Source organism: Aliirhizobium sp. YIM B11859 (assembly GCF_057163345.1).
In genome coordinates, this window is the sequence record NZ_JBXHAY010000007.1 from 122,603 (window position 1) to 137,141 (window position 14,539).

At 60.4% G+C, this 14,539-nt stretch carries 13 protein-coding genes; all 13 read right to left on the bottom strand.

Annotation, left to right across the window (positions count from 1 at the left end; genetic code table 11):
• Nucleotides 1-46: 46 nt before the first annotated feature.
• Complete coding sequence (locus AC2GXZ_RS24005) at nucleotides 47-688, bottom strand: LysE family translocator (RefSeq protein WP_483761737.1); 642 nt, start codon at nucleotides 686-688, stop codon at nucleotides 47-49.
• A 12-nt stretch (nucleotides 689-700) separates the two neighbouring features.
• Nucleotides 701-1,114, bottom strand: coding sequence for an MAPEG family protein (locus tag AC2GXZ_RS24010; protein ID WP_483761738.1), 414 nt, complete (start codon nucleotides 1,112-1,114; stop codon nucleotides 701-703).
• Between the two features lie 29 nt (nucleotides 1,115-1,143).
• Nucleotides 1,144-2,376, bottom strand: coding sequence for a 2-oxoglutarate dehydrogenase complex dihydrolipoyllysine-residue succinyltransferase (gene odhB / locus AC2GXZ_RS24015; RefSeq protein ID WP_483761739.1), 1,233 nt, complete (start codon nucleotides 2,374-2,376; stop codon nucleotides 1,144-1,146).
• A gap of 60 nt (nucleotides 2,377-2,436) precedes the next feature.
• Complete coding sequence (locus AC2GXZ_RS24020) at nucleotides 2,437-5,436, bottom strand: 2-oxoglutarate dehydrogenase E1 component (protein ID WP_483761740.1); 3,000 nt, start codon at nucleotides 5,434-5,436, stop codon at nucleotides 2,437-2,439.
• Nucleotides 5,437-5,710: 274 nt separating this feature from the next.
• Nucleotides 5,711-6,613: a succinate--CoA ligase subunit alpha gene (gene sucD / locus AC2GXZ_RS24025; protein ID WP_483761741.1), complete on the bottom strand. Its 903-nt coding sequence runs from the start codon at nucleotides 6,611-6,613 to the stop codon at nucleotides 5,711-5,713.
• A 15-nt stretch (nucleotides 6,614-6,628) separates the two neighbouring features.
• Nucleotides 6,629-7,822, bottom strand: coding sequence for an ADP-forming succinate--CoA ligase subunit beta (gene sucC, locus AC2GXZ_RS24030; protein WP_483761742.1), 1,194 nt, complete (start codon nucleotides 7,820-7,822; stop codon nucleotides 6,629-6,631).
• Nucleotides 7,823-7,894: 72 nt separating this feature from the next.
• A complete protein-coding gene (mdh, locus tag AC2GXZ_RS24035) occupies nucleotides 7,895-8,857 on the bottom strand; it encodes a malate dehydrogenase (protein ID WP_483761743.1) in 963 nt (320 codons plus the stop codon).
• Nucleotides 8,858-9,047: 190 nt separating this feature from the next.
• The gene (gene zapE / locus AC2GXZ_RS24040; protein WP_483761744.1) at nucleotides 9,048-10,211 is read right to left on the bottom strand and encodes a cell division protein ZapE; all 1,164 of its coding nucleotides are present in this window, start codon (nucleotides 10,209-10,211) and stop codon (nucleotides 9,048-9,050) included.
• A 28-nt stretch (nucleotides 10,212-10,239) separates the two neighbouring features.
• Complete coding sequence (locus AC2GXZ_RS24045) at nucleotides 10,240-10,770, bottom strand: protease inhibitor Inh/omp19 family protein (RefSeq protein WP_483761745.1); 531 nt, start codon at nucleotides 10,768-10,770, stop codon at nucleotides 10,240-10,242.
• A gap of 210 nt (nucleotides 10,771-10,980) precedes the next feature.
• Nucleotides 10,981-11,760 (bottom strand): succinate dehydrogenase iron-sulfur subunit, encoded by a 780-nt coding sequence (locus AC2GXZ_RS24050; protein WP_483761746.1) that lies wholly within the window; start codon nucleotides 11,758-11,760, stop codon nucleotides 10,981-10,983.
• Nucleotides 11,761-11,778: 18 nt separating this feature from the next.
• Complete coding sequence (gene sdhA, locus AC2GXZ_RS24055) at nucleotides 11,779-13,635, bottom strand: succinate dehydrogenase flavoprotein subunit (RefSeq protein ID WP_483761747.1); 1,857 nt, start codon at nucleotides 13,633-13,635, stop codon at nucleotides 11,779-11,781.
• Between the two features lie 6 nt (nucleotides 13,636-13,641).
• The gene (gene sdhD / locus AC2GXZ_RS24060; protein ID WP_483761748.1) at nucleotides 13,642-14,022 is read right to left on the bottom strand and encodes a succinate dehydrogenase, hydrophobic membrane anchor protein; all 381 of its coding nucleotides are present in this window, start codon (nucleotides 14,020-14,022) and stop codon (nucleotides 13,642-13,644) included.
• Between the two features lie 12 nt (nucleotides 14,023-14,034).
• Nucleotides 14,035-14,424, bottom strand: coding sequence for a succinate dehydrogenase, cytochrome b556 subunit (gene sdhC / locus AC2GXZ_RS24065; RefSeq protein ID WP_483761749.1), 390 nt, complete (start codon nucleotides 14,422-14,424; stop codon nucleotides 14,035-14,037).
• Nucleotides 14,425-14,539: the final 115 nt, after the last annotated feature.

A 14,539-nucleotide genomic window follows, 5' to 3' on the forward strand; every position in this document is an offset into this window, starting at 1 on the left:
TCTGGGTGTGGCAGGCTCATTCCCGCCCATGTTTCGGAAATGGCCGTCAGGCCGCTTTTTCAGTTGCAAGTTTTATCCCGAGCGCGATGAACACCACGCCGCTGGTCCGGTCGATCCATTTGCTGGCCCGCGAGAATACCGCCCGCATGCGCGGCGTCGTCATGAACGTGCTGACGCCGACGAACCAGATGATCAGGCATGAGGCCATCACCAGTCCGTAGCCGAACTTGATCGTCATCGGCGTATGCGCACTGACGACGGTCGAAAAGATCGACAGGAAGAAAAACACCGGCTTCGGGTTGAGCGCATTGGCTGCAAAACCGAGCGTGAACGCCTTCAAGGCCGATTGCCCCTTGACACTTCCCTCAACAGACGCCGCCGGCACGCCGATCTCGGTCTTGCCCGCCTTCAGCGCCTTGATGCCGATATAGATGAGATAGGCGACGCCGAGCCATTTGACGATATTGAACAGATAGACCGACTGCGAGATGATCAGTCCGAGACCGAGAATGGTGTAGCTGACATGGAACATCAGCGCCGTGCCGATGCCGAAGCTGGTAATGATCGCCTGCCGCCGTCCATGCACCATGGCCTGCCGGATCACCATTGCCAGATCCGCCCCCGGCGAGACGATCGCGAAGGAGAAGATCGCCATCAGCGAGATCAGTTCGATGAGATAGGCATGCATCGACATAATTCCTTAAAACAGCAGGGCAGCCATCATGATCAGCAATCCGGCAAGGCTCAACATCCACACCAGCGAGCGGATATAGGGAATGCCGGCAAGATAAAGCGGAACATAGGCGATCCGCGCGATCAGCCATACCCAGGCACCACCGATGCCAAACCCGGTCGGATCACCCATGAAGGCGAGACCGAGAAGCAGGCCGATAAAGGCCGGATAGGTTTCCTGGTAGTTTTTGGACGCACGCGCCGCCCGCCCTGCCCGGGCACTTTTGGGCGCAAGCTCTGCGTCACGCGGTCCTGCATTCCAGGCGGAACCCAGTTCGCGCGTCGCCAGAAACCCCTGCAGCAGAATGTGAAAGAGCAGCAGGACAACGCTTAGACAAAGCACCACGACGAGATGGGTCGCATTGGCCGAAGCGGGTTCCATGCTGCTCTCCTAGTTTCAGGACGTATGGATCAGAGATCGAGAACCAGACGTTCCGGATCTTCCAGGCTTTCCTTGACGCGGACGAGGAAGGTGACCGCTTCCTTGCCGTCGACGATGCGGTGATCGTAGGACAGCGCCAGATACATCATCGGACGGATGACGATCTGACCGCCGACGACAACCGGACGCTCCTGGATCTTGTGCATGCCGAGAATACCCGACTGCGGAGCATTGAGGATCGGCGAGGACATCAGCGAGCCGTAGACGCCACCATTGGTGATGGTGAACGTACCGCCCTGCATGTCGGCCATCGAAAGCGAACCATCGCGGGCAGCTTTGGCAAGACGGCCGAGTTCCTTTTCCACGCCGGCGATCGAACGCTGGTCGGCATCACGGATGACGGGAACGACCAGGCCCTTGTCGGTGCCGACGGCCATGCCGACATGGCAATAGTTCTTGTAGATGATGTCGGTGCCGTCGATTTCGGCGTTGACGGCCGGCAGTTCCTTCAGCGCGTGGGTAACGGCCTTGGTGAAGAAGCCCATGAAGCCGAGCTTGACGCCATGCTTCTTCTCGAACACGTCCTTGTAGCGGTTGCGCAGGTCCATCACCGCCTTCATGTCCACCTCGTTATAGGTGGTCAGCATGGCGGCCGTGTTCTGCGCGTCCTTCAGGCGCTTGGCGATCGTCTGGCGCAGACGGGTCATCTTCACGCGCTCTTCGCGAGGCGCATCGTCGGCCGACGAAACCGGGCGCGGAGCGGCCGGAACGGCAGCCGGGGCCGGAGCAGAAGAACCCTTGGCGATGGCGGCGATCACATCGCCCTTCAGAACCTGGCCACGCTTGCCCGAACCGTCGATATCGGCGGTCAAGATATTGTTGTCGGCAGCGACCTTGGCGGCAGCCGGTGCAGCCGGCATCGAGGATGCGGCAGCCGGGGCAGCAGCAGCCGGTGCGGCGGCAGCGGGCGCCGGTGCAGCTTCGGCCGGCTTTGCAGCCGGTGCGGCGGTGGCGGCACCTGCGCCACCTTCGGCGATCTGGCCGAGCAGGGCGGCAAGACCGACGGTCTCGCCGTTCTGCGCAACGATCTCGGTCAGCACGCCCGATGCCGGGGACGGCACTTCGACGGTGACCTTGTCGGTTTCCAGTTCGACCAGCGGCTCATCGGCCTTGACCGTGTCGCCGACCTTCTTGAACCAGGTGCCGACGGTTGCCTCGCTGACGGATTCGCCGAGGGTTGGGACGCGGATTTCGGTGGCCATGACTTGTTTCCGTTTTTGTCAGATTTGGTTTCGACTGAATGGGGGGAGACGGCTGAAAAATCAGCCGCCCAGAGCGTCTTCGAGGAAGGCTTCGAGCTGCGCCAGATGTTTCGACATCAGGCCGGTTGCCGGCGAAGCGGCTGCCGGGCGGCCCGTATAACGGACGCGCTGATACTTCGCATCGATATGCGCCAGAACCCATTCGAGATACGGGTCGATGAACGACCAGCCACCCATGTTCTTGGGTTCTTCCTGGCACCAGACCATCTCGGCGTTCTTGAAGCGTGACAGCTCGTTGATCAGAGCCTTGGCCGGGAACGGATAGAGCTGTTCGATACGCAGCAGGTAGATGTCGTCGATGCCGCGCTTTTCGCGCTCTTCCAGAAGATCGTAATAGACCTTGCCGGAGCAGATCACGACGCGACGGATCTTCGCATCCTTCTGCAGCTTGATCGGACCGTCCTTGATCACTTCGGCATCGTCCCACAGCAGGCGGTGGAACGAGCTTTCACCCGCCAGTTCCGCCAGCGTCGAGGTTGCACGCTTGTGGCGCAGCAAAGACTTCGGCGTCATCAGGATCAGCGGCTTGCGGAAGTCGCGCTTCACCTGGCGGCGCAGGATGTGGAAGTAGTTGGCCGGCGTCGTGACGTTGGCAACCTGCATGTTGTCTTCGGCGCACATCTGCAGCCAGCGCTCAAGACGAGCCGACGAATGTTCCGGACCCTGACCTTCATAACCGTGCGGCAGAAGGCAGACGAGACCGGACATGCGCAGCCACTTGCGTTCGCCCGACGAGATGAACTGGTCGAACACGACCTGAGCACCGTTGGCGAAATCGCCGAACTGCGCTTCCCACAGCGTCAAAGCATTCGGGCGAGCCAGCGAATAACCGTATTCGAAACCGAGAACGGCTTCTTCCGACAGCATGGAGTTGATCACTTCATACTTGCCCTGGCCCGGCTGCAGGTTGGCAAGCGGAATGTAACGTTCTTCGGTATCCTGATCGTAGAGAACCGAATGGCGTTGGCTGAACGTGCCGCGTTCGCAATCCTGGCCCGACAGACGGATCTTCGTGCCTTCCACGCAGAGCGAACCGAAAGCAAACGCTTCCGCCATCGCCCAGTCGAGGCCTTCACCGGTCTCGACCATCTGCGCCCGGTTTTCCATGAAGCGCTTGATCGTGCGATGCGCGTTGAAACCGTCCGGGATGGTCGACAGCTTGCGGCCGATTTCCTTGAGGCTCTTCATCGGCATCGAGGTCTTGCCGCGACGCTGTTCGTCGGCATCGTCGGCCGAGCGCAGGCCCGACCACTGGCCGTCCAGCCAGTCCGCCTTGTTCGGCTTGTAGCTCTGTCCGGCTTCGAATTCGGCCTCCAGATGCGCACGCCAGTCGGCCTTCATCTTGTCGAATTCGGCTTCAGTGATGACGCCTTCACCGATCAGCCGCTCCGCATAGATCTCGGCCACGGCCTTGTGGGCACGGATGACCTTGTACATTTTCGGCTGCGTGAACGCCGGCTCATCGCCTTCGTTATGGCCGAAGCGGCGGTAGCAGAACATGTCGACCACGACCGGCTTATGGAACTTCATCCGGTATTCGGTGGCGATCTTGGCGGCATAGGTGACCGCTTCCGGATCGTCGCCGTTGACGTGGAAGATCGGCGCCTCGATCATCTTGGCAACGTCCGAAGGATAAGGCGACGAACGCGAGAAGCCGGGATTGGTGGTGAAGCCGATCTGGTTGTTGATGATCACATGCATCGTGCCGGCAACGCGGTGGCCGCGCAGACCCGACAGGCCGAGGATTTCGGCAACCACGCCCTGTCCGGCAAACGCCGCATCGCCGTGCAGCAGCAGCGGCAGTACCTTGGCGCGCTCGGAGAGCGGGATGATGTTGTCCTTTTCCCAGACCTTGGTCAGAAGGTCCTGCTTGGCGCGGGCCTTGCCCATCACCACCGGATTGACGATCTCGAGGTGAGATGGGTTTGCCGTCAGCGACAGGTGAACCTTGTTGCCGTCGAATTCGCGGTCGGAAGACGCACCGAGATGGTACTTCACGTCGCCCGAGCCCTCGACTTCGTCGGGCTTGTAGGAACCGCCCTTGAACTCGTGGAACACGGCGCGATGCGGCTTGCCCATCACGTTGGTCAGAACGTTCAGACGGCCACGATGGGCCATGCCGACGATGACTTCTTCAAGACCCAGCTGGCCGCCGCGCTTGATGATCTGTTCGAGCGCCGGGATCAGTGCTTCGCCGCCATCGAGGCCGAAACGCTTGGTCCCCTTGAAGCGGACGTCGAGAAACTGTTCGTAGCCTTCGCCTTCGATCAGCTTCGACAGGATCGCCTTCTTGCCTTCCGGCGTGAAATCAATGCCCTTGTCCGGACCTTCGATACGTTCCTGGATCCAGCCCTTTTCTTCCGGGCTGGACATGTGCATGAACTCGACGCCGATCGTCGAGCAATAGGTCCGCTCGAGGATCTCGATCATTTCGCGAACGGACGCGTATTCGAGGCCGAGCACGTTATCGATGAAGATCTTGCGGTCGTAGTCGCTTTCCTCGAAGCCATAGGACTTCGGCGACAGCTCGTTATAGTCCTCGACAGCGCTGGCAATGCCGAGCGGATCGAGCTTGGCATGAAGGTGGCCACGCATGCGGTAGGCGCGGATCATCATGATGGCGCGCACGCTGTCACGGGTCGCCTGATGCACGTCGGCGTCGCTGGCGGGTTTGCCGGCTGCGGCAGCCGTGGCTTCCGCCTTCGCCTTCACCTTGGTCTCGATCGCCTTTTCGACGATCGGCCAGTTGCCGTCGAGCGCATTGACGAGATCGCCGCCGGCCGCCAGCGGCCAGTTCGAACGCTTCCAGGAAGCGCCCTGCGCTGCCTTCTTCACGTCCTCGGGATTGTCGGCCAAAGCCTTGAAGAAGGCCTGCCATTCGTCGGAAACCGAATTCGGGTCTGCTTCATAGCGCCCGTAGAGTTGTTCGATATAAACGGCGTTGGCGCCGTCCAGGAACGAAGTGATGAGAAACTGCTCGTTGGCTTCTTGCCGTGACATGGCCTAATGCGGGCGCCGCGCCCGCCTCCTCGCGTGGTCGGAACCGATGACCTCCACGGTTCCGCATTCTCTTCAGTGTAGTGTCACGCCCTTGGTCGTTGCTTCGGCACCCCTTCCCGATTGCGGGGAAAGGAGGCGTATCGTGCCGTTCCATCACGCCGGGCCGCTGCCTTTGCAGCTCCTTCTCCCGGGGTGTCGGGAAAGGGTCGGATGATGAGCAAATTCGCTGTCAATCGCCGACGTTCTATCGCCGGCGATTGACAATTATGTGGCGTCAGCCCTTGAGGACTTCAACCAGCGTCGTGCCGAGGCGCGCCGGAGAAGGAGACACCTTGATGCCCGCGGCTTCCATGGCTGCGATCTTGGATTCCGCATCGCCCTTGCCGCCGGAAACGACAGCACCGGCATGGCCCATCGTGCGGCCCTTAGGCGCCGTACGACCGGCAATGAAGCCGGCCATCGGCTTCTTGCGGCCCTTCTTGGCTTCGTCGATCAGGAACTGGGCTGCATCTTCTTCAGCCGAGCCGCCGATTTCGCCGATCATGATGATCGACTTGGTGGCTTCGTCGGCGAGGAACATTTCCAGCATGTCGATGAACTCGGTACCCTTGACCGGGTCGCCGCCGATGCCGACAGCCGTCGTCTGGCCAAGGCCTTCGTTCGACGTCTGGAACACGGCTTCATAGGTCAGCGTGCCGGAGCGCGAGACGATACCGACCGAACCCTTGCGGAAGATCGAGCCCGGCATGATGCCGATCTTGCATTCTTCCGGCGTCAGCACGCCCGGGCAGTTGGGACCGAGCAGGCGCGACTTGGAGCGGTCGAGGCGAGCCTTGACGCGAACCATGTCCATGACCGGGATGCCTTCGGTGATGCAGGTGATGAGCGGGATCTCGGCATCGATCGCCTCGATGATCGCGTCGGCAGCGCCTGCCGGCGGAACGTAGATCACCGATGCGTCGGCGCCGGTGCGTTCCTTGGCTTCGGCAACGGTCGCAAAGATCGGCAGGCTTTCGCCCTTCGAGCCGGTCCAGGTTTCGCCACCCTTCTTCGGGTGGATACCGCCGACCATCTGCGTGCCGTAATAGGCAAGCGCCTGTTCGGTGTGGAACGTGCCGGTCTTGCCGGTCAGGCCCTGAACGAGGACCTTGGTATTCTTGTTGACGAGAATAGACATTATCAGGTCCTCAAATTAGGCGTTGATCGCCGCAACGATCTTCTTGGCGGCATCGTCGAGATCGTCAGCTGCCGTGATCGCGAGACCCGATTCGTTGAGGATCTTCTTGCCGAGATCGACATTCGTGCCTTCGAGGCGAACGACGAGCGGAACCTTGAGACCGACTTCCTTCACGGCAGCGATAACGCCTTCCGCGATGACGTCGCACTTCATGATGCCGCCGAAGATGTTGACGAGGATGCCCTCGACCTTCGGGTCAGCGGTGATGATCTTGAAGGCTGCAGCGACCTTCTCCTTGCCGGCGCCACCGCCGACGTCGCAGAAGTTAGCCGGCTCCTTGCCGTACAGCTTGATGATGTCCATCGTCGCCATGGCGAGACCGGCACCGTTGACCATGCAGCCGATATTGCCGTCGAGGGCAACATAGGCGAGGTCCCACTTGGAGGCTTCGATTTCCTTGGCGTCTTCTTCGGTCTCGTCGCGCAGCGCCTTGACATCGTCATGGCGGAACAGCGCATTGCCGTCGAACGACATCTTGGCGTCGAGAACGCGTAAGTGGCCGTCCTTCATGACGATCAGCGGGTTGACTTCGAGAAGCGCCATGTCCTTTTCGCCGAACGCCTTGTAGAGCGCCGGGAAGAGTGACTTGGCGTCTTCGGCAGCAGCACCCGACAGTTCGAGAGCCTTGGAGATCGCAGCCACGTCGGCAGCAGTCACGCCGGCTTCCGGGTTGATGGCGATCGTGTGGATCTTCTCGGGCGTGTCATGGGCAACGGCTTCGATGTCCATGCCGCCTTCGGTGGAAACCACGAAGGCAACCTGACCGACCGAACGGTCGACCAGGATCGAGCAATAGAGCTCGCGGTCGATATCGGCGCCGTCTTCGATATAGAGGCGGTTGACCTGCTTGCCGGCGTCGCCCGTCTGGGCGGTGACCAGCGTGTTGCCGAGCATGTCCTTGGCGTGCGCCACGACTTCCTCGATCGACTTCGCCAGACGAACGCCGCCCTTGGCATCCGGACCGAGTTCCTTGAACTTGCCCTTGCCGCGACCGCCGGCATGGATCTGGCTCTTGACCACGTAGAGCGGGCCCGGCAGCGACTTTGCAGCCGCTTCGGCTTCCTCGACCTTGAGGATGGCGACGCCTTCGGCCACCGGAGCGCCGTAGCCCTTCAGGAGAGCCTTGGCCTGGTATTCATGGATATTCATGGGGCTTGATCCCTATTTGAATGACGTGTGCGCTGAATTGCTTCAGCGCCGGAAATTACGCGAGTGCCAAGATCACTTCAGCGAAGGAGCGATCGCGACGCAGGCTTCGCAGAGGCCGGCAACTGCGCCGACGGACTTCTGGAAGGCGGCTTCTTCGTCCTTGGTGAATTCGACTTCGATGATCCGCTCGATACCGCCGGCACCGATGATCGTCGGCACGCCGACATACATGTCCTTCACGCCGTACTGGCCCGAAAGATAGGCGGCAGCCGGCAGAACACGCTTCTTGTCCTTGAGGAAGGATTCAGCCATTTCGATCGCCGAAGCGGCCGGGGCGTAATAGGCGGAACCGGTCTTCAGCAGGCCGACGATTTCGGCGCCGCCGTCACGGGTGCGCTGGATGATTTCTTCGAGACGTTCCTTGGTGACCCAACCCATCTTGACCAGATCGGTGAGCGGAATACCGCCAACGGTCGAGTAACGGGCGAGCGGCACCATCGTGTCGCCATGGCCGCCGAGAACGAATGCGGTGACGTCCTGAACGGAGACGTTGAACTCTTCGGAAAGGAACAGACGGAAACGCGACGAGTCGAGCACGCCGGCCATGCCGACGACCATGTTCTTCGGCAGGCCGGAGAACTTCTGCAGCGCCCAGACCATCGCGTCGAGCGGGTTGGTGATGCAGATGACGAAAGCGTTCGGGGCATATTTCTTGATGCCGGCGCCGACCTGTTCCATGACCTTCAGGTTGATGCCGAGCAGGTCGTCGCGGCTCATGCCCGGCTTGCGGGCGACACCGGCGGTGACGATGCAGACGTCCGCGCCTTCGATCGCAGCGTAATCACTTGCGCCCGTCAGCTTGGCATTGAAGCCCTCTACAGGACCGGACTGGGCGATATCGAGGCCCTTGCCCTGCGGAATGCCGTCGGCAATGTCGAAGAGGACGACGTCGCCCAGCTCCTTCAGGCTGGCGAGATGCGCCAGCGTGCCACCGATCATGCCAGAACCAATAAGTGCGATCTTTTTACGCGACATCGAAATGCTTCCTCTCAGGTCCGTACCTGCGACAAGTCATCGCAGGCTCTCCTTGCGGCAGCATCGATACCGTCATCCGCCAGCAATGGCAAATGATTATTTTGGTGTCATATATTTCAAACGGTTAGATAGATATTATCTTACGTAAAGGTAAGAAAAAGCGTCACAATTGTGTCAGATTGGCGATACGTCAGACTGGCTGTCGCTTCTCGTGATGCAACGCAAGGTATTCGGCGCTGCGCATCTCGAAGAGGCGTGAAACGGTGCGGTCAAATTCGAAACCTTCCGTCCCTCGCCTTTCGGCAAGAAGATCGTCGGGAGCAGCCGCCGCCGAAATGAACAGACGGACCGAATGGTCGTAAAGTGCATCGACCAGATTGATGAGCCGCTTCACCTCGTTACGCTTTTCGGGGCCAAGCTGCGGAATATGCTCGACAAAGAGCGTGTCGAAACGAGCCGCGATCGCCAGATAGTCGGAGGCCCCGAGCGGCTTTTCGCAGAGATCCTTGAACGAAAACCGCGCAACCCGGCCAGCCGCGTGCGGCACATGAATGCTGCGCCCCTTCATTGGCAGGTCAATCGGCCCGGCTTTCTCGCCTTCGGTCATCTGATGCCATGCGGCTTCGATCGCCGCATCGGCGCGACCATCGAGCGGTGTCAGATAGACCGGCAGATTGGCATTTTTCTGCATCCGGTAATCGGTCGGCGAATCGAGCGTGGCAACATCGACATGATTGTTGAGCAACCCGATGAACGGCACGAAAAGGCCGCGGTTAAGCCCGTCCTTGTAGAGATTGTCCGGCGCAACGTTGGACGTCGCGATCAATACGCAGCCGAGTTCGAACAACTCGGTGAACAGCCGCGCGAGAATCATCGCATCGGTGATATCGGTCACCGAAAACTCGTCGAAGCAGAGAAGTTCCGCTTCGGCAAACAGCGCCGCCGCGACCGGCGGCACCGGATCGGCCTGCTTGGTCTCACCGCGTTTCAGCTTCTGCCGCTGCTCGTGGATGCGACTATGGACATCCGCCATGAATTCGTGGAAATGCGCCCGGCGCTTTTTCGCGATCGGCGCTTTCTTGAAGAACATGTCCATCAGCATGGTCTTGCCACGACCGACACTGCCATAGACGTAAAGCCCGCGGATCTTGCGCGGCCTGCCCGATCCCTTGGCAAACAGCCAGCCGAGCGCACTGCTCTTCTTGGCCGGCTTTATCTCGCGCAGGCCTGTCAGCACATGATCGAGCTTGGCCGCGACCTGCATCTGCGCCTCGTCGGGCGTCAGAACGCCTGATGCGGCAAGGACTTTCAGCTCCTCGCCGACACTCGACGTATATTCTGGAATGGGTTCCACGAGGGACCCCTCTGTTGTCTAGGGAGGATTAACGGCTGAGGCTGACCGGCTGGCCGGAATTCATCGTGCCGTCGAAGCGGTTGTCGGCGCTCTTGTAGGCGCGGCCGATCACGTCACCGGCGCGGTTCTTGAACTGCACCATCTTGCCCGACACTTCCCAGGAGCCCATCGTCGTCAGCTCGCCGGAGCAACCACGGGTGCCGCCGCGCGAACCGCCGCCGAGATTGGTCAGCGTCAGGAACATGTCGCAGGATGCGCCGCCATTGGAGACGCGCCAGTTGCCGACCATCTGTTGCTTGGTGACATCAAGAGCATTTGCCGGAGCAGCCGCATTCGGATCGGCAGACGCCATGTTCTGCCCGCCCTGCTGCGGCGCGGTCGGATATTGCGACATGCCACCCGGCGGGGGCAGCTGGCCGCCCTGAACACTCGGCACCGGCTGGGCCTGAAGCGGAGCGGGCTGCGAAGGCAGATCGTTATACGGGCTGTAGGATGTGCGCTGGCAACCGGCCAGAGCCAAGGTCAGTACGAGACCTGTTGCCACATATTTGAACTGCATCGAAAACTCCTGTCCGGATCATGTCACATTGCACCCCACTGGGCACGACAGCTTGGCCGGGAATATCGTAAACGACCTTGGTTAATCAAGGGTAGCCAAGCAATCCGGCACAAACACGTCCATTGTTGCATTCAAAATGGCGTGCGTGAGGCGCAGTCATGCATAAGACAAGGCCGCGGCGAACCGGCGCGGCCTCGTTGTTTCATTGCGTCAGACGCGGCGTTCGACCATCATCTTCTTGATTTCGGCAATCGCCTTGGCCGGGTTCAACCCCTTCGGGCAGGCCTGGGCGCAGTTCATGATCGTGTGGCAGCGATAAAGCCGGAACGGATCCTCGAGATTGTCGAGGCGTTCGCCCTTGGCTTCGTCGCGGCTGTCGATCAGCCAGCGATAGGCCTGCAAGAGAACCGCAGGACCGAGATAACGGTCGCCGTTCCACCAATAGCTCGGACAGGAGGTCGAGCAGCAGGCGCACAGGATGCATTCGTAGAGACCGTCGAGCTTGAGGCGATCCTCATGGCTCTGCTTCCATTCCTTCGCCGGCGTCGGCGACACGGTCTTCAGCCACGGCTCGATCGAGCGATGCTGGGCATAGAAGTTGTTGAGGTCCGGCACCAGATCCTTGACCACCGGCATATGCGGCAGCGGATAGATCTTCACCGTGCCGTTCACTTCGTCCATGCCCTTGGTGCAGGCAAGCGTGTTCGTCCCGTCGATATTCATCGCACAGGAACCGCAAATGCCTTCACGACAGGAACGGCGCAAGGTCAGCGTCGGGTCGATCTTGTTCTTGATGTAGAGCAGACCATCGAGAACCATCGGGCCGCAATCGTCGATATCGATGTAATAGGTATCGATGCTCGGGTTCTTGCCGTCGTCAGGGTTCCAGCGATAGACGCGGTATTCGCGGACATTCTTGGCACCATCCGGCTTCGGCCAGACCTTGCCTTCGGTCATCTGCGAGTTCTTGGGGAGAGCGAGTTCAACCATGGTCCAGTTCCCTCGGGATCAATACACGCGCGCCTTGGGCTCGATCTTGTAAGGATCGATCCCTTCGGCAATCAGGTCCGTATGGACCGGACGATAGTCGAGCTTCACGTCGCCCGCTTCCGAGACCCAGGCAAGCGTGTGCTTGCGCCAGTTCACGTCGTCGCGGCCGGCAAACGGACCGTCCGTGAAATCTTCACGGGCGTGCGAACCGCGGCTTTCCTTGCGCGCTTCGGCGCCATAGACCGTGGTGATGGCATTCGCCATCAGGTTATGCAGTTCAAGCGTTTCGACCAGGTCGGAGTTCCAGATCATCGAATGGTCGGTGACCTTGACGTCCTTCATCTCTCCCCAGATCTGCGATATCCGCTTGCAGCCCGATTCGAGCGATTCCTGCGTACGGAACACCGCTGCATCATCCTGCATGGTGCGCTGCATCTTGTCGCGCAGCACCGCGGTCGGCGTTGAGCCCTTGGCGTAACGCAGGCCGTCGAACCGGTCCATGATCTTGTCGCAGGCAGCAGTGTTGAGCGCCGGGATCGGCCCTTCGCGGTCGATCACCTGGCCGGCGCGGATCGCGGCGGCACGGCCGAAGACCACCAGGTCGATCAGCGAGTTGGAGCCCAGACGATTGGCGCCGTGAACCGAGGCGCAACCGGCTTCGCCCACCGCCATCAGGCCGGGGAGAATGCGTTCGGGATTGTTGGCGTCGGCATTGAGCACTTCGCCCCAGTAATTGGTCGGAATGCCGCCCATATTGTAGTGAACGGTCGGCAGGACCGGGATCGGCTCGCGGGTCACATCGACGCCGGCAAAGATCTTTGCCGATTCCGAAATGCCCGGAAGACGTTCATGCAGCACGGCCGGATCGAGATGGTCGAGATGCAGGAAGATGTGATCCTTGTTTTTGCCGACACCGCGGCCTTCGCGGATTTCCATCGTCATGCAGCGCGAAACCACGTCGCGCGAGGCAAGATCCTTCGCCGAAGGGGCATAACGCTCCATAAAGCGTTCGCCCTCGGAATTGACCAGGTAACCGCCTTCGCCGCGCGCGCCTTCGGTGATCAGACAGCCCGAACCGTAAATGCCGGTCGGGTGGAACTGGACGAATTCCATGTCCTGCAGAGGCATTCCGGCGCGGGCCACCATGCCGCCACCGTCGCCGGTGCAGGTATGGGCAGAGGTTGCCGAGAAATAGGCGCGGCCGTAACCGCCGGTCGCCAGAACCACCATCTTGGCGGAGAAGCGATGGATCGTGCCGTCGTCGAGGTTCCAGGCAACCACGCCGGTGCAGCGGCCGTCATCCGACATTATCAGGTCGAGCGCGAAATACTCGATGAAGAATTCCGCATTGTTCTTCAGCGACTGGCCGTAGAGCGTGTGCAGGATGGCGTGGCCGGTACGGTCGGCAGCAGCGCAGGTGCGCTGTACCGGCGGGCCGGCGCCAAAATTCTGCATATGGCCGCCGAACGGGCGCTGGTAGATCTTGCCTTCTTCATTTCGGGAGAACGGCACGCCGTAGTGTTCAAGCTCGTAAACGGCTTTCGGCGCTTCCATGACCATATACTGCATGGCGTCGACATCGCCGAGCCAGTCGGAACCCTTGACCGTGTCATAGAGATGCCACTGCCAGCTGTCCGGCGTCATGTTCTGCAGCGAGGCGGCAATGCCGCCCTGCGCCGCAACCGTATGGCTGCGGGTCGGAAAGACCTTGGTGATACAGGCGGTCTTGAAACCCTGTTCGGCCATGCCGAGCGTGGCGCGGAGACCCGCACCACCGGCACCGACGACGATCACGTCATAGGAATGGTCGACATAGGTATATGCTTTGCCGTTCTGGGCGCCCCCGTTCGGGGAAATCGGTGTGACGGATGCCATGATGGATTATCCTACGAACGCAATCTTCAGAACGGCGAAAAGACAGAGCCCACCGATCAGCATTGCAAAAAATGTATTGAGCATCACCGCCAGGAACTTCAGCCCCTCGTGATGCACGTAGTCGACGATGATTTCCTGGATGCCGATGCGCATGTGAACGAGACCGGCGACCACCATCAGACCGAAAAGCACCGCGATGAGCGGGTTCGACAGAGCGCCGACAACATCCTCATAGGGAGCGCCGGCATAGCGGATCAGGAAGATGATGAAAAAGATCATCAGCGGCACCAGCGCGACGGCCGACATCCGCTGGACCCAGAAATGTTCGGTGCCGTCCTTTGCCGAGCCGAGACCGCGAACCTTGCCGAGGGGAGTACGCATATCCATGATGTTTCCTCCTCAGACGGCCAGGCCGATGATCCAGACCAGCACGGTCAGACAGATCGAGACGATCGGCATGATGCGGGCGACCTTGGTGGTGAGATGTTTGTCGAAGCCGTGGCCCATGTCCCACACGAAATGGCGAAGCCCGCCAAGCATGTGATGGATCAGCGCCCAGGTATAGCCGAACAGGACAAGAAGTCCGATCCAGGTACCGAACAGCCAGCTGACCCAGTCGAAATAGGGCTTGCCGGATGCGGCGGCGATCAGCCACCAGGCGAGAAGAATGGTGCCGGCCGCAAGCGCACCGCCGGTAATGCGGTGAACAATCGACATGACCATTGTGGGGATTGGCTTGTAGATTTGCAGATGCGGCGACAGGGGCCGGTTATTCGTTACATTCGCCATCATTACCTCGCGGCGTCGTCTAACGGGCGGGCGCCCGGCAATGCACCATGCCGAGAAAATGTGCATTGCATCATCGGCGTGGTTTAATCGCCGAATTCACCGACGACAAGAACAA

Coding starts and splice junctions, on each gene's coding strand:
- sdhD (WP_483761748.1), bottom strand. CDS start 14,022: ATGGATATGCGTACTCCCCTCGGCAAGGTTCGCGGTCTCGGCTCGGCA.
- AC2GXZ_RS24020 (WP_483761740.1), bottom strand. CDS start 5,436: ATGTCACGGCAAGAAGCCAACGAGCAGTTTCTCATCACTTCGTTCCTG.
- AC2GXZ_RS24045 (WP_483761745.1), bottom strand. CDS start 10,770: ATGCAGTTCAAATATGTGGCAACAGGTCTCGTACTGACCTTGGCTCTG.
- AC2GXZ_RS24005 (WP_483761737.1), bottom strand. CDS start 688: ATGCATGCCTATCTCATCGAACTGATCTCGCTGATGGCGATCTTCTCC.
- odhB (WP_483761739.1), bottom strand. CDS start 2,376: ATGGCCACCGAAATCCGCGTCCCAACCCTCGGCGAATCCGTCAGCGAG.
- sucC (WP_483761742.1), bottom strand. CDS start 7,822: ATGAATATCCATGAATACCAGGCCAAGGCTCTCCTGAAGGGCTACGGC.
- AC2GXZ_RS24050 (WP_483761746.1), bottom strand. CDS start 11,760: ATGGTTGAACTCGCTCTCCCCAAGAACTCGCAGATGACCGAAGGCAAG.
- AC2GXZ_RS24010 (WP_483761738.1), bottom strand. CDS start 1,114: ATGGAACCCGCTTCGGCCAATGCGACCCATCTCGTCGTGGTGCTTTGT.
- sucD (WP_483761741.1), bottom strand. CDS start 6,613: ATGTCTATTCTCGTCAACAAGAATACCAAGGTCCTCGTTCAGGGCCTG.
- sdhC (WP_483761749.1), bottom strand. CDS start 14,424: ATGGCGAATGTAACGAATAACCGGCCCCTGTCGCCGCATCTGCAAATC.
- mdh (WP_483761743.1), bottom strand. CDS start 8,857: ATGTCGCGTAAAAAGATCGCACTTATTGGTTCTGGCATGATCGGTGGC.
- sdhA (WP_483761747.1), bottom strand. CDS start 13,635: ATGGCATCCGTCACACCGATTTCCCCGAACGGGGGCGCCCAGAACGGC.